The 17,955-nt window shown below is 60.6% G+C and carries 14 protein-coding genes; 2 read left to right on the forward strand and 12 right to left on the reverse strand.

Translation table 11 applies throughout. The features are described from left to right. Positions 1-26: 26 nt before the first annotated feature. Genes ACP15N_RS17255 through ACP15N_RS17275 form a run of 5 tightly spaced genes read right to left on the reverse strand, consistent with a single transcriptional unit; the run spans position 27 to position 5,147 of the window. On the reverse strand, positions 27-773 hold the full coding sequence (locus ACP15N_RS17255; protein WP_425093586.1) for an FkbM family methyltransferase: 747 nt from the start codon (positions 771-773) through the stop codon (positions 27-29). Next, entirely contained in the window at positions 757-1,806 is a 1,050-nt protein-coding gene (locus ACP15N_RS17260) for a glycosyltransferase family 4 protein (RefSeq protein WP_425093587.1), read from the reverse strand. The genes ACP15N_RS17255 and ACP15N_RS17260 overlap by 17 nt, the downstream gene beginning before the upstream one ends. Continuing rightward, positions 1,803-3,356, reverse strand: a complete 1,554-nt coding sequence (locus tag ACP15N_RS17265) for an ABC transporter permease (protein WP_425093588.1) — start codon at positions 3,354-3,356, stop codon at positions 1,803-1,805. Before ACP15N_RS17265 ends, ACP15N_RS17260 begins: the two co-directional genes overlap by 4 nt. Beyond that, on the reverse strand, positions 3,356-4,135 hold the full coding sequence (locus ACP15N_RS17270; RefSeq protein ID WP_425093589.1) for an ABC transporter ATP-binding protein: 780 nt from the start codon (positions 4,133-4,135) through the stop codon (positions 3,356-3,358). Before ACP15N_RS17270 ends, ACP15N_RS17265 begins: the two co-directional genes overlap by 1 nt. A gap of 10 nt (positions 4,136-4,145) precedes the next feature. Further along, positions 4,146-5,147 (reverse strand): ABC transporter substrate-binding protein, encoded by a 1,002-nt coding sequence (locus ACP15N_RS17275; RefSeq protein WP_425093590.1) that lies wholly within the window; start codon positions 5,145-5,147, stop codon positions 4,146-4,148. A gap of 428 nt (positions 5,148-5,575) precedes the next feature. On the opposite strand from ACP15N_RS17275, the gene ACP15N_RS17280 reads away from it, so the two are divergent. Together ACP15N_RS17280 and ACP15N_RS17285 are read left to right on the forward strand one after the other, a co-directional pair. After that, positions 5,576-6,124, forward strand: a complete 549-nt coding sequence (locus tag ACP15N_RS17280; protein ID WP_425093591.1) for a cytochrome b — start codon at positions 5,576-5,578, stop codon at positions 6,122-6,124. Positions 6,125-6,278: 154 nt separating this feature from the next. After that, the gene (locus tag ACP15N_RS17285) at positions 6,279-12,908 is read left to right on the forward strand and encodes a hypothetical protein (RefSeq protein ID WP_425093592.1); all 6,630 of its coding nucleotides are present in this window, start codon (positions 6,279-6,281) and stop codon (positions 12,906-12,908) included. 16 nt (positions 12,909-12,924) lie between these two features. On the opposite strand, the gene pobA is transcribed toward ACP15N_RS17285, so the two are convergent. The 7 genes from pobA to pqqA all read right to left on the reverse strand — a co-directional run bounded on the left by pobA (position 12,925) and on the right by pqqA (position 17,880). Then, positions 12,925-14,097 (reverse strand): 4-hydroxybenzoate 3-monooxygenase, encoded by a 1,173-nt coding sequence (gene pobA / locus ACP15N_RS17290; RefSeq protein WP_425093593.1) that lies wholly within the window; start codon positions 14,095-14,097, stop codon positions 12,925-12,927. A 472-nt stretch (positions 14,098-14,569) separates the two neighbouring features. After that, positions 14,570-14,740, reverse strand: coding sequence for a hypothetical protein (locus ACP15N_RS17295; RefSeq protein ID WP_425093594.1), 171 nt, complete (start codon positions 14,738-14,740; stop codon positions 14,570-14,572). Between the two features lie 11 nt (positions 14,741-14,751). Continuing rightward, positions 14,752-15,831, reverse strand: a complete 1,080-nt coding sequence (gene pqqE, locus ACP15N_RS17300; RefSeq protein ID WP_425093595.1) for a pyrroloquinoline quinone biosynthesis protein PqqE — start codon at positions 15,829-15,831, stop codon at positions 14,752-14,754. Further along, entirely contained in the window at positions 15,828-16,109 is a 282-nt protein-coding gene (gene pqqD / locus ACP15N_RS17305; protein ID WP_425093596.1) for a pyrroloquinoline quinone biosynthesis peptide chaperone PqqD, read from the reverse strand. Before pqqD ends, pqqE begins: the two co-directional genes overlap by 4 nt. Further along, positions 16,106-16,861, reverse strand: coding sequence for a pyrroloquinoline-quinone synthase PqqC (pqqC, locus tag ACP15N_RS17310; RefSeq protein WP_425093597.1), 756 nt, complete (start codon positions 16,859-16,861; stop codon positions 16,106-16,108). Before pqqC ends, pqqD begins: the two co-directional genes overlap by 4 nt. Beyond that, positions 16,858-17,754: a pyrroloquinoline quinone biosynthesis protein PqqB gene (gene pqqB, locus ACP15N_RS17315; RefSeq protein WP_425093598.1), complete on the reverse strand. Its 897-nt coding sequence runs from the start codon at positions 17,752-17,754 to the stop codon at positions 16,858-16,860. The genes pqqC and pqqB overlap by 4 nt, the downstream gene beginning before the upstream one ends. Positions 17,755-17,778: 24 nt before the next feature. Continuing rightward, positions 17,779-17,880, reverse strand: coding sequence for a pyrroloquinoline quinone precursor peptide PqqA (pqqA, locus tag ACP15N_RS17320; RefSeq protein WP_425093599.1), 102 nt, complete (start codon positions 17,878-17,880; stop codon positions 17,779-17,781). Positions 17,881-17,955: the final 75 nt, after the last annotated feature.

Raw genomic sequence — 17,955 nt, forward strand, 5'->3', positions numbered from 1 at the left:
AAACCCATATTCCGGGTCGATGGTTTTCACAGTCGTCTTGCATAGACGTCGCCCGAATTTGCCTCTTGCGGCAATTCGGCGATCCGGGTGCGGATTGCTTCGGGGCAGAGCCATTGCCGATGTTGCAACGCGTGGTCTTCCCCGAGACTGAGATTGAACTCGTATGCCCCTAGTCGCAGCACTTCGTCGATACAGGCCAAGCCGACGTCGCGCTGGATCGTCGTGAATTCGAACGACAGGGCGGGCACGGCGGTGTTCAGACCGGACAAGGCGTCGGCCTCATGCCCTTCCACGTCGATCTTGATGAAATCCGGTGCACCGTATTCGGCGATCAGCGCGTCGAGCGTTGTGACCGGCACACTGATCGTTTCGTCCCAGGTCTGATCCTCCCACCCGAGTGCGCCGGACGCGGCGGCAACCAGCGCGGGTGACAGGGTCGCAACGGTCGGGTTGCGGGTATTGAGGTGCAGTGCCAGCGTCCCAGAGCGAGCCCCGACCGCCTCGCGCCGCAGAACGGCGCCGGGGTTGCGCCCGTGCAGCAGCCGTAGTGCCCGAAACACCCGCGGTTGCGGCTCAAGCGCGACCACGGATGCCCCGAGGCGCAGGAAACTGGCGGTTCGGTCGCCAATGTGCGCGCCGATGTCGAAGGCCAGTTGGCCCGTCTTGATGAAATCGGCGTTCAGCCGGTCCATGCGCGCCGTTCGCGCGCGGTCGCGGTAGTAGACATCGAACGACCGCCCGAGCGCTGTGGCAGGTCTAGCGGGGCTGCGCATTCAACACCTTGCTGACAAGTCTTGCGGTTTCGTGCCATGTCGGCAGGCGCGCGCCCGCGTCCCGCGCCGCCGCACTCATCTTCGCGCGCGTTGCCCCGTCGGACAGAACGTCCGCCAGAGCCTCGGCAAAGGCGTCGGGCGTATCAGGTGGCACAAGAACTCCCGCGCCGGAGGGTACCGTTTCCGGCACTGCGCCTGCGGCACAGGACACTATTGGAAGCCCCCACCGCAACGCTTCGTCGAAAACGATCCCGTACCCTTCATATCGTGTTGCGAGCGCGAAAACCGACGCTGTGTCGTACAAGGCTTCCAAGTCTTCCCTTGGCACCCGCCCGGCCAGGTGAATGCGGTCCGCAAGGCCCAATTCTGTCACCAGCGCTGACAGCGCGTGGGCATGCATGGCATCATGCGGCGACCCTGCGATGACGGCGGACCAGTCGAGGTCCGTTAACAGGCTCAATGCGCGGATCAGGGTATCGTGCCCTTTGCGCGGGTGCAGAATCCCGACAGACAAAACCAGCGGGGGCTGTGTTGGCGTGCGGTCGCGCAACGGCCAGTCGACCCCGGGCTGTGCTATCGTAAGCTTCGCTGCGGGCACACCGTACTGGTCTGTCAGGATCTCGGCCGTGTGGCGGCTCGGCACCAGGACCTCTGACGCCAGCGCAAGATTGTCCCGTTCCGTCTCGAAGAAATGCGCCTTCTGCGCATCTGACAGGCCTGTTTCCAGCGCAAGCGGATGATGGATCATCGCAATGATGGGCGCACGCACCTGTGCAAGACCGTGTGTATCGATCGCGCCATAGACAAGACCATCCAGGATCAGCGGCATCTCGGCAGGGAGCGCAGTCAGGCATTGGACTGCGTGGGCCATATCATCGGGTGTCGGGTCAGGAAACGACTTGCCAAGTATGATGTGCTGAACGGGATGGCCCAGGTCGCGCAGCGTTTCCAGCAGACGGCGCTCGTAAATGTACCCGCCCGTCAGCGTGTTGATATCCCCCGGGATTGCGAAGGCAGCGGGGCAGGGGGTCATGCCAGTTGCTCCGGCGCATAGCTGCGCAGAACGGCTTTCTCCACCACCCCGACCGCGCCATAGCCAAGCGCTGACAAAACCGCGACGAGGGCCACCGAACTCCAGAGCATGTCGTAGTCCGATAACGAGGCAGACAGAGCCATCACCTGTCCGATCCCCTGTCCCGTGGCCAGCCATTCCACCACCGTGACCGCCAGAACGGAGGCTGGAACACTGATCCGGGCCGCTGCGAAGAAGGCCGGCAACATCGCCGGGATGCGAACGCGGATCAGTTTTGTGACGGGGCCGGCGGCATAGCTGTCAAATACATCCATGATGCGTCCAGGGGCTTGTTTCAGCCCCTGCAAGCAGGCCACGAAGGTCGGGAAGAAGACCATGATCGCCACAAGCGTTACGGTTCCGGCGGCGCCGCGCCCCATCAAAAGGACGACAAGCGGCGCGGTCGTGATAATCGGGACAGACCGCAAGGCGATTGCGAGCGGCATCGCCGCGCCTGCAACAGCAGGGACCAGCACCACCACCATGGCCAGTCCTGCGCCTGCGACCAATCCCGCCAAATAACCTGGCAAGAGAAAAACGGCGGTTTCCATCAGCGCTTCACCCAGAACTGTGCGATTTTCGGCAGCATCAGGCGTCAGCGCCAAGGCCGCAAACACATCCCAGGGCCCTTTGGCGAAAAACGGATTGAGGTTCATCGCCTTGATCCCTCCCCACCAGACCAGAATGACACCTGCGCAGATCAGTATAGAATTCAACACTGCCCTGCGGCGGCGGTTCGCCTTGTCTGGCATGACCGGTGCGGCAAGGATCACAGGCGGGTCTTCGTTGAGGTAGCGGCGTGCGAGGCGGCCGATGGCCACGTACCAGATCACCGATACAGCCGTCGCCACTGCGCCAAGCGCCCAGGTCATCTCGATATTCATGCCACGCATCGCACGGATGGTCAGCACGCCCATCCCACGCTCTGCGCCGGTGAACTCGCCCACCATGGCTCCCAGAAACGCGGCTGGTGCCGAGATTTGCAGCCCCGCCACAAGATAGGGCACGGCCGCCATGGCCCGCACATGAATGAGCGCACTGAGCCGCCCGCGCCCATAGCTACGGACCAGATCGAGCCAGCCCTCCGGCAAGGCGCGCAGGCCAACCAGCAGGGGGATCAGCGTGGTGTAGTAGACCGCAAGGGCAGCAAGCACGATCTGTGGCCAGGGGCCAGGGCCGAACACCACACGCAGGATCGGACCAGTGGCCACCAGAGGCAGGCAGAATACCAGAAGCGCCAGTCCGCGCACCAGCGTGTCGCTTCTCGGCCAGATGATGGCGATTGTCGCAAGGGCAATCGCGGCGACATTGCCGATGACGAACCCTCCGGCTGCATTGGCCAACGTCACGCCGAGCGCGCGCGCCATCAACCCGGCATTTTCCGCCAGGTACAAAGCGATTGCCGAGGGGGGCGCGAGGACGAAGGCTTGCGACAGCGCACGCGCGGCGACCTCCCAGATTACAAGCGCAAGCAGAGGTGCCAGTATGGGCAGACGAAGGGCTCCAGGCATTATTGCGCCGCTTTGGGCCGCATATCGGCCATCCCGCGAGAAAGCGCCTCGAAAATCTTGTCGACCAGATCGGTGAACTCGGGTCTGCGCGACAAGTCAGGCGATCGCGGGCGCGGCAGGTCGATGGCCAGATCGGCGATCACGCTGGCCGGTCGCGGCGACAGGACGATCACCCTGTCGGACAGCATCACCGCCTCGCTCACCGAATGGGTCACGAGGATCGTCGTGGTACCGCGTGCCTCCCAGATGCTGGGCAGATCGTTTGCCAGTTGCTGGCGTGTCAATTCATCTACCGCGCCGAACGGTTCGTCCAACAGCAAAAGGTCCGGTTGTGTCGAGAGCGCGCGGGCGATGGCAGCGCGCTGGCGCATGCCCCCGGACAATTCCGCCGGTCGCGCGTCGCCAAATCCGCTTAGCCCGACAAGGTCGATCAGTTGGTCGATTGCGCGAGTGTCTTTCGGTCGGCGCGCGAGGTCGAGCGCCAGGTCGATGTTCTTGCGCACGCTACGCCACGGCAAGAGAGAAGGATCCTGAAATGCAATCGCAAGCTCGGCCCGGCGCAGTGTCTCTGCCGGGGGCTGGCCGCCGATTGATATGTCGCCGGATGTAGGCTCCTCGAGCCCGGCGATCATCCGCAGCAGCGTGGACTTCCCGCAGCCGGACGGACCGACCAGCGCAGTCGTATGCCCGGCGGTGAAGGCAAGATCCGTGGGGCGGACCGCTTCCACCGTTGCGCCGAACGTCTTGGCGACCCCGATACAGACAACAGGCACGGACATGCGCGGCGGCTCAGGCGCCGTGGACTTCTTCGAGGATGGACCGGTCCCACAAATCCGGTGTTACCGTCCGTCCCAGAAGCGCGAGCGTTTCGATGTTTGCCGCAACAGTCTCGTCGGTCCACCAGCCGAAGCCGTTCGCGTCGGTCAGATCCGAGAACATCAGCGGCACCTGTCGCGCGGCTTGCAGGCGTTGCGTTTCAAGGTCAAGCCCGGCATCAGGGAACATCGCGAGCGTCAGGTCCGTTGCCGCATCGGTGTCCTCGCGGTACGTGTCCCACCCCCGTACCTCGCCCTTCATCAGCGCGACGATCTCCTCCCGGCGATTTGCAAGGCTGTCTTCAGTCGCGATGTAGGTCTGCGAATGCACCGCGTATCCGTAATCGGCCATCAGCATGGTGACGTTGTCGACCCCTTGGATGGTCATCGCAACTGGCAAATCAGTCTCCCAGCTCAGCAGACAATCGACCTCGCCAGCCACGAGTGGTTGCGGCGAGTACTGCGTCGGCACGATCTCGATCGCGTCGATGTCCACACCGTTCAGCGTGCACAGTGCTTGTAAGACCGGACGGTTTGCCAGTGCCATCCCGATGCGCTTGCCCTCCAGGTCCCCGGGCACGTTCACCGGGTTGGCTGCCAGCGAGGTGATGGCAAAGGGATTGTTCTGCATTGCAACGCCGAGGATCTTGAAGGGCGCGCCTTCCTCAACCGCCGCCGCCGTGTAGTCGGCCGCCGAGATCCCGATCAACGCCGTTCCGGAGACCACCGGTGGTTCGACGGGCGCGTTCGGTCCGCCTTGCTGAAGCGCCACGTCCAGACCGGCCTCCCGCCACCAGCCGCGCTCAAGCGCGATGTAGCTTCCTGCAAACTGTGTCGAATGCAACCACGACAGCTGAAAGTTCACTTGTGTTTGTGCGTGTGCCGTTCGCGGGCCAAAGCCGATTGCGCCAACAGCTGCCGCCGCCCCTCCGGTTGCAAGTAAATGACGACGGGTCAGGACTGGTGCGGAGTTCATGTTCATATCCATTGCGATTACGGGACTATCTGTCTGAAATAAGAATAGGTTAACATGTCTGGAGGACAGGTGCATTTGGTCGCATCAACCAAACGTGTTCGCCGAAAGCCTTCCTCGATGCGGTTATTCGGCCCGAACCTGCCACGAATTGTCATATGCCTGCAAAAAGCCACGCGCCCGCGCACCGGTGCCTTGGCGAAAACCCGCTGCACACAGCCCAAAAAAGGCGCTTTGATGCTCAAGTGGTCAACAGTTTGAGCGAGTTTCGCCCGCCCAAGACATCACGTGTTCCGCACCAGGACAGTTTTTTGTGGCTTTGGAGAATAAACCGGCGAACTTATGCGTAGAGGATATGACACCCAACGGATTTCGTCTGTGCTTGCTGCCGAAGAAGACTGCAAGTACCTGAACTTTAAGAGGATGCGCACATGACCGTCTCAACTTCGACCTACCGAACACCGGCGCGCTGGCTTCACTGGTCCATGGCGGCCCTGATCCTCGCGATGATCCCGGCAGGCGTCATCATGATCCAGGAGGGGCTTAACCGGCCTCTGCAAAACACCCTGTTCATCTTTCACAAGAATGTTGGGGTCCTGCTCTTGTTGATGGTTGCGCTGCGGTTGCTTTACCGCTGGCGCAATCCGCCACCGCCAGAGCCTGCGGGTCTGCCGGGTTGGCAAACCAAAATTGCCGGAATGACGCACATGCTGCTTTATGGGCTCCTGGTTTTGATGCCCGTGGCCGGATACACGCGGGTCAAAGCCGGGGGCTTCCCGGTAGAAACACTCGATGCACTTGGCGTCCCGTCGCTTGTGCCGCGCTCCGATGCACTCGCGGCGTTCGCAAAGGCGGTGCATTATTACGGCAGCTGGGCAATCGCGATCCTTGTGGCCATGCACATCGGTGCGGCGCTGTTTCACCGGTTTGTGAAGAAAGATGCGGTTTTTGCCCGCATGTGGCCGGGCGCCTCGACTTAGGCCCAAGGACCAACCTTCCTGTGATGGTTCACGCGCGGCTGGTGTTGCAGAACAGTTCCTGAGAGCGGGCCGTGCCGACGCGCCACGAGAGCCCGCTTGAAAACGAAACGGGGTGTCGATAGGCTTTTCCGAAGCCATTTAAGCGACTGATACTGTGAAGCATTCCCCCAAGCGTATTTTGCGCAACCAGTTCATTGTGCCCTTCGGACGGTTCCGTATCAATCGGCCGAGGCAATCCGAAAACAGCCCTGTTCTGGTTGGGCGCGAGGGCCAGCGCGCCTTCTTTGTCGATGCGTTGACCGGCATAGGCGAGCGTGGCGCATTTCTGATCACCGGACGGCGCGGTGTCGGCAAGACGACCTTCGTTGAAAACTGCCTATACGACTATCGGCAGAACTCGTTCCGTCGCTTTCTGGGGAGCGGTGTAGGTCGGACGGTCTATGACTTTCTGTTGCTGCTTGTCTTTTCGCTTGCGGTCATCGGGGTGCTCCTTGCAAGCGGGGAATTGCTGACCTTCCTCGTCCCGGGCGTCAAGGACAGCCCGTTGCTCGCATTGCCATTGCTGATCTGTGTTGCCATCGCTGGCGCACCCTTACTGGCGGGGCTGCGCATCCTGCGCACCTGTCTGAGTGTGCTTGTCGGCAGCTTTGCGCCAATTCTCACCTTGCTACTTGCAGTGCTGATTGTCGCGGTGATCCTTGTGGTGCCGCCCTTTGGGGCTCCGACCCAGTCGGTTTCCCTGCTGGTCCTCGGGGTGGGTATTCTCTACGCCTCTGGCTCGCTTTTCGTGTTCAAAGCGCCGCTGCCTTTGGGCAGGTACAGCGAGGGAACATTTCAACGCTCGGCACGCTGGGGCACGTTTCTTGTCCTGAGCATGAACCTCATATTTCCCGTTTGCCTTGTGTCGCTGGGTATTGCAGCCGCGTATTTCGGTTTTGCTTTCGCAACCGATTTTGCCGACAAAACCCTCGAACAGATTGCGTCCGCGAAGCTCGAAGAGGTCCATTCCTATGGCGTCGTAGGGATTGGTTTCGCCATGATCCTCGGGTCGATACTTGGACACAACTTTGCCGTGGCAACCATTACGAAGAAAAAGACCAACGAGGTATCCGAGGAGTTGGCGATCTCGCGGTTGCTGGTCTTTCAAACCACGATATTGGTTGGGCTTGGCTTTGCCACGTACGTTGCTGTTGGTGCAGCCATGGGGATTGGCGATTGGCACTATGTGGGAAAGGCTTTTCTCGCAGGGCTGTTCTTTTTCCTTGCCGTTTATGCAAGGCGGGTGTGGGCCTATCTTGGTTGGGACTTCCTCGGTTTCCTGTTTCGCCAGTCTGATCAAAAAACGGATAGCGACGCCGATCAGGCAAACAAACATCAGCCCCGGTTCTTCGCACCACCTGTCGAAGCCGTGATGGCGTTGAAGGCCTTTGCGTTCATCCTGATATCGGTTCAGCTGCTGTACCCGGTTCTCGCCCCCGTGCTTTCGATAGCCGACGACGTCGAGAAGGTTATGGTTCATCAAGACATTTCAGATGTCGATAAACTACCGGAAACCATCCGGGAAACCTGTCGACTGCCGGATCAGACTGCATGCCGCCCGCCTTTGAAATGGGCAAGCAGCATTGTCTTTCGCGGAGCCGAAGCTGACAAGGCCGCTCCGCAGGAACTGCCGACCCTGTTTACCTTCGAGTCCCGCGAGGCCGTTGGATGGTTCATCGCGGTGTTCGTGCTTCTGTTCTGCCTGTTTCTGGTTGAATACGAGTGGATAAACCGGCCTTTCGTGAACCAGCGCCAGCCACGATCCCTTGACCGTGGGCCGCGCAAGCCTCAGCAGGTTCACCATCACCTTGATCCCATATGGTTCGAAGTGTCGGCAGCACGGCAGTTCGCCCGGATCAAGCGGGAAAATGAGAAAAAGAAACTCAGACCCGTAGAAAAGCGCGAACTCATCGATCTGTACGAACCGAAAGAGACCCGCGACAAGGCGTTCACGGACGACTCGCTCTTTGGCCGTCGGTATATGCTGCAACGCCGGATGTTGCGCCGCTTTCGGATGATGGAGCAGACCACGTTCGCCTTCGGCGTCACCCGCCTCTGGCTTCCGGTGATCGAAGTGAACGTGAACCTTGGATTTGACTCGCTGGACCACCGCGGCGTTACCCATGCGATGCTGGATGGTTTGCGGCGCGCCTATCGCAGGACCTTCGTCCGGTTCGGAACGTCTTACCAGCTCATTCGCGCATTCGGCCTGACGTTCAGCCTGACGATTTTCGTGGGCGTACTTGGAAATGCCTGGTTCGACTTTCAGGACATGAGCCTCCAGCGCAACGCCGATACATTCATCGTTGCAAGTGACGGTGGTCGACCCACGGCGGCACTGGGCCCGTGCGATTTCGTTGCGCAAATGACCACCAGCAGCGGGATCATGGTGCCACGCATTGTCTGCATGTTGCCGGGCGCGGTGTCCGAGCCGCTTCTCAAGTTCCTCTATACCGAACTGGTCCCGTTTCCGCTGCCCGAGCGCTTCATCAACGCCCAGCCCTCGAGCTTCGTGGGCGAGCCGGTGTTCTGGTTCGTGCACAGAAATTCCGGTTTGCCCACTTTTGGGCGGGACGGCTGGATCGAGAACGTGCCCTCGCTGTCCGTTCGGGTCTATCACATTGTGCTGGCTTTGCTTCTGTTTGCTCTGCTGCAAAGGATCGGGCGTCACTTCCCCCTGCTGCCGTATCGTAGAAACCTCTCGCGGATCGAAGGGTTGCTGGACGAATTGACCCTGCGGCGCGCAGACAGCCGCAGTGCGCGTTCCGGGTTGTCGCTTCCATCGCTGTTCGGTGCGTCCACCGAGCGAGAGACGACAATGGGCGTCGAGACATCGCGCGAAGCGATGGACCCGCGCACGGTGGAGTTGAAGTTTCTGGCCTTGTTGAACGACCTGCGCAACAAATCCCCCAGCGGCAATCATCGAAAGCCGCCAAGGCTTACGATACCGATGCCGGACATTCATTTTGTCTTCGACGAACTGGACAAGTTGAGCGGCGTGGCGGCTCCGCAATTCTCGCTCCACGGTGTGGCGGAACAGGATCACAAAGCGATCGACAGTGAACGACAGCGGGCCTACAAGCTCCACCGCCTGCTTTCGGATATGAAACGGGTGATTTCAGCCGCGCCCGCGCGGTTCATCTTTGTCGGCGGCAGATCCCTGCACGACGAATGGGTGCGCGACCAGAACCGTCTGGGCAGTACGCAACCCCTTTTGACATCGATTTTCGATCACGAGATCTATCTGCCGTCTCTGCTGGTGGACCTGCCGCGGGCGCGCCACGACAATGCGCTAGTCCCGCAAAGCGCCCAGTCTCGCAAAGCGCTTGACCTGAGGGTCCGCGAGTTTCTTGTCGCCCAGTATCAGAGCGCGGATCAGCTGGAAAAGGAACTGCGCGCAAGTCGGTACCTGCCGTGGCTCGGACTGCGCAAGATGGATGGGTCCACCAACCTGTTTACCGACCACGTCGCACGTCAGAGGGAGCGTTTCGCCAATTTCATTCTCATAGATGCGCGTTTCGGAACCAACGGCACCGACAAGCAGCGTAATGACGGGGTCGAGGCGCTGCGCATCATCTGGAAGCAGGAGTTCTTTTCCAGTCTCTTGGGCTTCCTGTCCTATCGGTCGGCAGGATCGCCAAAGAAACTGAACGAGTTGATAAGTGATCTCGTCCGGCCCAGTGGATCTTTCCTGAGCCCAGAAATTGGCGGCCACGCCGAGGTCCCGACATCTCGCGATGCCCTGGTACTGGACGAAAAGCAGATCTACCGGGTTCAGTTCATTAACTCCGTCTTCCGCCATATCGAGGCGAGCTTTGGCGAAGATCTCTTGCAACGCGATGACAAGATCACGATCAACACGATCTTCATGTTCGATTTCCTCATGAAAATGCATAATCGCGCGTTTTCATGGTCGTCGATCGAACGACTGGACGAGTTGGCGCATATCCATCGCGCGCCTGATTTGCGCAGGTTGTTCGATGCCGTGATCCTCAATTCGGCGGAGCGCTATTTCCACCGCGTCTTGAATGGCCTGTTCGCGTTTCGGTTCCGTTCGGAACTGGCCACGGAGATCAGGTATCTGTCGCGCATTTCACAAGCCGAAATGGCCGCGCTGAATTTCACGCTTGATGAGAGCCAGGAACTCAAGGCCACGTTTACGGAGATGCTGGAGGATGCGGGAGAAACGAACAGTGACCTGTTGATCGCCTTGGGGGAGCTGTACGAATTCGATCAGGCTTACGATGTGGCGCGTGGCTATTACGAGCGGGCCCTGAGGTCGGTTGATCAGGAGTTCGTGCGCCTGAACGGCGAGACCCTTACGACCGATGATCCCGTTGATCGCGAGATTGATGCAGTTTTGTCCCGTTCGGCGGGAGCGATGGCAAGGGCGCGCGTCGGCGCAAACGAACGGCACGAAATACTGCGATCGGACCGGGCGCGTCGCGAGCCGTCGCCGTATCTGCACGGCCTCGCAAGTCAATCGGAGGCTGCGAAAGTCGCCGTTCGGATGAATTTCCCATGGGCTTTGCGGCGTTTGCGTCTGATGCTTCAGATCGGCCTTACGTTCGAACAGCAGGCTGACGAAGAACGGGCGCAGGCCCAGTATTATTCCGCGCAACTGTTCGGCAGCACGATCCTGCGTGCTGCACTGTCGCAAGAGGGGGAGGATGAGGCGCCTTTGCGGCACGTTCTCAAGCACTTGCCGCTTATTTTCCAACCGGTCTTTGCCAGTGCCTGGATTGCCGAGAAGTTCGAAGGGGGCGTTGATACCAGTCTGAGCATTCTTGAGCGTGAGCTGTTCTATCTGCGGGCCGAACTGCCTTTCGTGCACAGCCTTGACGCTACGCAGACTGGCGCACTCCCAACAGCTGTGGACGAGGGCGGGCGCGTCAAGAAACGGGACGCGGAGTCGAACCACGCATTGGTGATTGCGGAGCTGCACAACAAAGCCGGCGATCTTTACTTTTTCAAGGGGCGCTCTGGTTATCACGTAACGAACGGGGGGTTCCTGGACACGTTGAACGTGGATGATCCCAAGAACCGGACCTCTGGCACCGAAGGCTACCTGCTCAGGGCGCATTACCACTACGCGGTCGCACTGCACGAAGTGCGGCGCTTCGCCTTTTATAGAATGAACATCTCGCGGCACCGGATGAACGTGGTCCGGAGCAGAGACGACAGCACCGACGCCAGAACAGACCTTTGGCCGACATTGGACAGCCGCAATCTTCCGACATTCGTGATGCAGACAGCGTACAGTTCGCTGGTTGATCTTGCCGAAGTGACGTTGGGCCGGTCTTCGTTGATCGAGGCCTGGATCGAGCTGGGTAAAGAGACCCCACCTGACTTGAACGCGGTGTTTGACACGCCCTTTGACTGGACTGAGCGCGAGCAGACCACGCCGTTCGCCAAGCGGGCTTTCAGGAAGCTGCGTGAAGAGATCGATGGCTGGTTCCTGTGGAGCGATACCGAGACGCAAACCAGAAAAGACAAAGGGCCACAAAGCATCCTGCACGAGTATCTCGGCGCGTGGCATGCACAGGCAGATATGCCCGAAGACCGGCCCTTGGTCGGATTTGGTGAGGTTGGGCAGAACTACGAACGTATTCTAATCGCCCTGATGCTAAGCATGGCAGGCGGTCGTGCGGTCAATCGGTCCAACTATCCAGATGCCGCCAGTTTCGAGAGCCAGATCACGGCGGAGCATGTCATCCGCCTGTTGCGGGGCGTTCGGACCATTCTCGTGGCCGAGCGGCGCGCGGGGCAGGACGTGTCCGACCCGCAGATGCAGCACAGCCTGCATGCCTGCCGCGCGGGCCTCAAAGTGCAACCTGCGCATCTGTCCTTTATCGCCAGACTGGTGGAGATTGGTGTCCTCGCGACAGAGCGGATCGTGGAACTGCGCAAATTCTCTTATCCGAAGGCTGAACGGAAAGCGGAGGACGACGTCGAAGATGCATACGCGACAACCGATACCTCGATGATCGTTGCAGCCGCTCTCGCGGCTGAGATGCAGTTGCTGGTATCGGCAGTCGGGAGCCTTGTTGACTCACAAGCTTTGGTGCACAGCTACTTCAGAGCGCAGTTGGTGGATCACTGCGCAAGGCATGGTCAAGCGTTGCATGCGCTCAGCAAGAAGATGCTAAGCGAAGACCTGATCGACAACGTCGAATCCTACCAGTTGAACTTCTCGGAGGATGAATGTGAAAGCGGATTGACCAAGATCCGCCGCAGTGGCCGTGCCCTGCTGATCTATCTGGTTACGCACCACAAGTACCCTGCACTTACCAACATGACCGCCCTGAAAGCCCTGATCGACGATGCTCTGGCCGTTGATGGTTGCCTCGCAAAGCCCTTGCGTGGAACCGCCATGGCGGAGCGCTCGGATGCGGCCTCGCGGCGCTGCGCGGAAGCCGAGCTTTGGATAGACGAACTGCTGGAGCGCGAGAAGCTGATCGATGCGCCGATGCATTTTCCACCTTCCAATCTGGCAGAAACCCTGAGTCTCTGGACCATGGTCGAGGAGGGCACGACGGACTGGTCCGACATGGCGCGCAAGTTCCGCTGGCGTGCAGAGCAGTCCTTCACGATGGGCCGGCAGTATTACCAGAACCTGTCGCGGCTGATCTACCTGTTCGATGATTTCAACGACCGGCGGCGCCACTCGGTACATGCTGGACAGATGGGTATGGCGGACATCCTTGCGCTCTACCGTGCTGTGCTGGATCGCCGGAAATACTGAAGCCTGTGGGGCTGCCTCAGAACGGCAGCCCGACGTAGTTTTCGGCCAATGATACCTGCGCCGCACGCGACGAGATCAGGTAATCGATCTCCGTCTGCTGCATGCGTTGACCGAACGCGCCGCTTTCGGGAAAATCATGCAGCAGGTTGGTCATCCACCAACTGAACCGTTGCGCCTTCCATACCCGCGCCAACGCCTTCTCCGAATAACTTTCCAGACCGCTCTCGTCGTTCTCGTGGTAATGGGCCAGCAAGGCCTCATACAGATAGTGCACGTCCGACGCAGCAGAATTCAGTCCCTTGGCGCCTGTGGGCGGCACGATATGGGCCGCGTCACCGGCCAGGAACAGATTTCCGTAACGCATTGGTTCGGCCACGAATGATCGCAACGGCGCGATGGATTTCTCGATCGACGGGCCGGTTTCAAGTCGTTCCGAAACCGGACCGGGCAAGCGGGCCTTGAGTTCGGCCCAAAACCTGTCGTCCGACCAATCCTCCACCCGGTCCTGCAAGGGCACCTGTACGTAGTACCGGCTCAGTACGCGCGAACGCAGCGAGCACAGCGCAAAGCCCCGCGCGCTACGGGCGTAGATCAAACCTTCCGAAACAGGTCTTGTACGTGACAGAACCCCAAGCCAACCGAACGGATAGATGCGTTCGAACACGTTCAGTTTTTCGCGTGGGATCGTTTGCCGCGATACGCCGTGAAACCCATCACAGCCGATGATGTAATCACAATCCACCCGGTGCAACTCGTCACCCGTGCGGTAGGTCAGATATGGGGTCGCGGTCAGGACATCGTGAGGGGTTACGTCCTGTGCTTCGTGAATAACTTGGCCGCCCACACTGTCCCGGGCGGCGTATAAGTCCCGGGTCACTTCCGTCTGGCCATAAACCACAACCGTGTCGCCGCCGGTTAGGCCCGCCATGTCGATGTCGAACATCTGGCCGTCGGAGGCAATGGAAAAACTGGCGTGAACTTCGCCGTCCGCCTTCAGCCGATCCGCGACGCCCGCTTTTTCCATCAAGCCGACGAAGCCTTTTTCAAGCACCCCGGCACGGATACGGCCCAGCACGTAGTCGCGGCTGCGTTGTTCCAACACCACCGTTTCGATGCCCTGAAGATGCAGCAGATGCGACAGCAGCAGCCCCGATGGGCCGCCTCCGATAATTCCGACTTGTGTCTTCATGCACTCCCCCGCCGTACCATGTTCTGGCAGGTTCCGCGATCGGGCAGGGAAATCAAGCGCAAAGGCAGTGCGTGTCGCTCGGTGCCGAGGTCTTGGATGCGGTGAACGCCGACAAGTTCGCCAATAGCGAGGAGCACGAGGCAGTCACGGACGAGCCCGTTCAGGCCCCGGCCCAAGACCACAAAACCGAGCAGAAAGCCTGCTACCTTGCGCGTTCGACCTTTCACCGCCGCGATAACCCAGGGGGTCCCATCCACTCGGCTCTGACTGGGTCACGGTTGGATCACGATCCGTCTCGGGATCGGCGCTGGGCCAACGGCAGCAGAGCTTCTGTCAACCTGTCAGGAGGCCGGCAAAGATGCCGGCAGAGGGCAGTCTGCCGAGATCGTGTGTGTGCAGTGCTGTATCGGCTTCGTCGAAGACCCGATGATCGCCGAGAACGACGGGGAGGGGACCGTGTTTGCCTGCCCGATCAGAACATACCCGACGAGGTGCCACGGTCCTTCCTGCACTGTATCCACGGCAGCGACAGCCAGCGGATCAAGATGCCTGCACCGGATGCCGTCTTGGCATCACTTGAGGAGAGTTTTTCCTGCGACTGATCTGTCTTCTGCAAATGACGAAATCCGGAGCGCTTCGGCATCCTCTTTCCTTCTAGAGTTTTCGGTAGATCAGCGCATCGTCCGAAGATGTGGCCACTTGTTGCGCGCGTGCCTGCACCTCTGCATGCAGCGGAGATTTGTAGCACACCGGGTCCGTTGCCGCCGGGTCGCCCGCCAGCGCCATAGCCTGACAGCGGCAGCCGCCGAAGTCGCGGGTCTTGAGGTCACAGGACTTGCAGGGTTCCTGCATCCAGTCATCACCGCGATAGGCGTTGAACGCTGCGCCCTCGTACCAGATCTCGCGCAGCGGCGTTTCGGTCACGGTGTCGAATGTCAGATGCGGTATGGTCTCGGCGGCATGACACGGCAGGACCTTGCCCTCGGGCGTGATGTTCAATCCCACCATGCCCCACCCGCCCATGCAGCGTTTGGGTGTCTCGGTGTGATAGTCCGCAGGCACGTAATCGAGCACCAGCTTGCCCTTCAGCCGAGCCCGCGCGTCGGCGACGATCCGGGTCGCTTCTGCGGCCTGTTCGCGCGTCGGCATCAGCGGGCCACGATTTTGCAAGGCCCAGCCGTGGAACTGTACCACGGCCACTTCGATCCGGCGCGCGTTCATCTCCTGCGCCATCTCGATCGCGCGGGGCAACTGGTGCAGGTTCTGGCGGTGGAGCACGGTGTTCAGGGTCAGGGGGATCTGGCGCGCCTTGATCCAGTCGGCCACCTGCATCTTGCGCGCGAACCCGCCCTTGTAGCCGCCGATATGGTCGGCCATCTCGGCATCCGTGCCTTGCAGCGACAATTGGATGTGGTCAAGCCCCGCCTCGTCCAGTTCGGCCAGCCGCTTTTCGGTCAGACCAATTCCGGAGGTGATCAAATTGGTGTAGAGCCCGGCGGCCCGCGCGCCCGCGACCAGTTCGGTCAGGTCACGCCGGGAGGCAGGCTCGCCACCGGACAAGTGCAATTGCAACACACCCAGTTCCCCTGCCTGCCGGAAGGCATCGAGCCATGCCTCGGTGGACAGTTCCGCCTGCTTGCGGGTCAGCTCCAGCGGGTTGGAGCAATAAGGGCAGGACAGCGGACAGCGGTGCGTCAGTTCCGCCAACATGGCCAATGGGGCGGGGATGCTCATGTGCGCAAGTCCAGAATGCGTCGGTCCGCGAGACCCTGAAGGTATTCGCCTGCATCGGCCGCAATCTGCTCTGCGGGGGCGCTATATTTCGCGGCGAGCGCGTTCACGATGGCGCCGAAACTCGCCTTGCCGTCGATCTCGGAAAGGATCGCATGGCCTATAGGGTCGAGCGTGATCGTGCGCTCGGGGGCCAGCAAGACCCAGCGATCGCGCACCTTGTCCTCGTGCAGGCGAACACCGCGCGGAACAACCGGAATGACCTCGGGGCCAAGGCTCATGAAGCTTGTGCCTGTTCGATGCGCAGATGCGTGCCGGGCTCCCAAGCGCCCGGCGGGCGACGTGCAGGTTCGACGTAGGCTGCGTGCAATGCGTCTAGCTGCGCCCAGAGAACATCCGTTTTGAAAATCAGAGCCTTGGCTGCCGCATCTTGCTTCTCGCCTGTGTCCGCATGATCCAGAACCCACGCGAGGCCAAAGGCCACATCCTTGGGGGCTTCGTTCAGACGATTGCGGAAATAGGACAGGCTGCGGTCATCGGCGAAAGCATAGTTCGCCAGCAGCCCCTTGATCCTGTCGGCATGAATCTTCGGAGCAAACAGCTCCGTCAGGGAGGCCGCCACCGCCTCCAGCAATGTCCTGTCACGCACGAACCGCACATAGGCGTCGACCGCGAAGGTGGTCGCGGGCAGGATACCCTCCTTGCTGGCCACGTAATCGCGATCCAGCCCCACCGCGTCAGCCAGCCGCAGCCAGCGTTCGATCCCGCCCTCGTTCTGGTCGGTGCCGTCGTGGTCCTCGATCCGCGAGCGCCATGCGCGCCGCAGCTTGGGGTCGTCCACCCGGCTCATGAACGCGGCATCTTTCATCGGGATCGCGGCCTGGTAGGCATACCGGTTGATCACCCAGGCGCGCACCTGATCCGGCGTGCAGCCGCCAGAATGCAGCAACTGGTGAAACGGGTGCTTGTCGTGATATCGATCTGCGCCGATCTGGCGGAGGCGCGCTTCGAACTCTACGCGTGATGCGGTCATATCTCGGTCTCCCAACCGTCTTGAGCAATTACCCATCCGCGTGCCTGCGCCTCCGCGCGCTCGGGACCGTCGGCGATCCAGACGGGATTCGTATTGTTCATATGGACGAAAATTTTCTGACCTATGTCCAGATCGGCGAATGCGGCCATGGACCCGTCCGGCCCGGACATCGACATATGTCCCATGCGCGCGCCTGTCTTCTGGCTGAGCTTCGCGCGCACCATCTCGTCATCGCGCCACAACGTGCCGTCAAACAGGACTGCATCGGCGCCGTCGAGCCGCGCCTTGAGATCTTCACGCAATGCGGCGCATCCCGGAATGTAATGCGCGGAGGAGGCGTCGGTTTGCAGATGCACGCCAACGGTCTGTTCGCCTTCGAGCTGTGTGTCGACCGTTTCGCCCTCAAGGTAGAGCGGGACCTTGCCCGGGACCGCATAGAGCGTCGCCGTGATGCCGGATACCAATGTGAAGGGTGTGTTCAAGGCAATCGTTTCGCGGGTGACGAAGTCGGGGTTCAGCGCTGCGAAAACCGGGTTCTCCGCAAGAACTGCGTGGATTTCACGCGTGGCGAAGAGGGTGAACGCCTGCTGTTCGCGCAAGGTCAGCAACCCGGCGATATGATCGATGTCGCCGTTGGTAACCAACACGGATTTGATCGGGCTTTCGCGCAGTCCGGTCGGATGCAGATGTGGCGCGCGGCGCACCTGATCGCGCAGGTCGGGGGATGCGTTGATGATCGCCCACGATGCGCTGTCCGCAGACACCGCAAGCGAGGACTGCGATTGAGGGGGGATCGCGCCCCTTCGAGCGAGATTGCAGATGTCACATCCGCAATTCCACTGGGGAAGGCCGCCACCAGCGGCTGCGCCAAGAATATAAGCGCGGAGGCTCATGGATCGTCTCCGCGCTTTGACGTCTTAGAAGAGCGGATCGTTCTCGCGGTCTTCGCCTTCGGGGCCGTACATGTTGATTTCCATCCCGCACTCGACTTCGCGGATGATCGGTTTGGTCCAAGCCATGGGTGTTTCCTCCAAGATAAATACCACGCCACCCTATGCCGCGCGCGCAAGGGCGTCTGTTGGACCAAAGTCGCG

It is taken from the genome of Tropicimonas sp. S265A, assembly GCF_049800835.1.
GTDB lineage: Bacteria > Pseudomonadota > Alphaproteobacteria > Rhodobacterales > Rhodobacteraceae > Dinoroseobacter.

Bases quoted from the DNA above. Each gene is read 5' to 3' on its own strand.
- ACP15N_RS17255 (WP_425093586.1), bottom strand. From the start codon at position 773: ATGCGCAGCCCCGCTAGACCTGCCACAGCGCTCGGGCGGTCGTTCGAT.
- ACP15N_RS17260 (WP_425093587.1), bottom strand. From the start codon at position 1,806: ATGACCCCCTGCCCCGCTGCCTTCGCAATCCCGGGGGATATCAACACG.
- ACP15N_RS17265 (WP_425093588.1), bottom strand. From the start codon at position 3,356: ATGCCTGGAGCCCTTCGTCTGCCCATACTGGCACCTCTGCTTGCGCTT.
- ACP15N_RS17270 (WP_425093589.1), bottom strand. From the start codon at position 4,135: ATGTCCGTGCCTGTTGTCTGTATCGGGGTCGCCAAGACGTTCGGCGCA.
- ACP15N_RS17275 (WP_425093590.1), bottom strand. From the start codon at position 5,147: ATGAACTCCGCACCAGTCCTGACCCGTCGTCATTTACTTGCAACCGGA.
- ACP15N_RS17280 (WP_425093591.1), top strand. From the start codon at position 5,576: ATGACCGTCTCAACTTCGACCTACCGAACACCGGCGCGCTGGCTTCAC.
- pobA (WP_425093593.1), bottom strand. From the start codon at position 14,097: ATGAAGACACAAGTCGGAATTATCGGAGGCGGCCCATCGGGGCTGCTG.
- ACP15N_RS17295 (WP_425093594.1), bottom strand. From the start codon at position 14,740: ATGCCGAAGCGCTCCGGATTTCGTCATTTGCAGAAGACAGATCAGTCG.
- pqqE (WP_425093595.1), bottom strand. From the start codon at position 15,831: ATGAGCATCCCCGCCCCATTGGCCATGTTGGCGGAACTGACGCACCGC.
- pqqD (WP_425093596.1), bottom strand. From the start codon at position 16,109: ATGAGCCTTGGCCCCGAGGTCATTCCGGTTGTTCCGCGCGGTGTTCGC.
- pqqC (WP_425093597.1), bottom strand. From the start codon at position 16,861: ATGACCGCATCACGCGTAGAGTTCGAAGCGCGCCTCCGCCAGATCGGC.
- pqqB (WP_425093598.1), bottom strand. From the start codon at position 17,754: ATGAGCCTCCGCGCTTATATTCTTGGCGCAGCCGCTGGTGGCGGCCTT.
- pqqA (WP_425093599.1), bottom strand. From the start codon at position 17,880: ATGGCTTGGACCAAACCGATCATCCGCGAAGTCGAGTGCGGGATGGAA.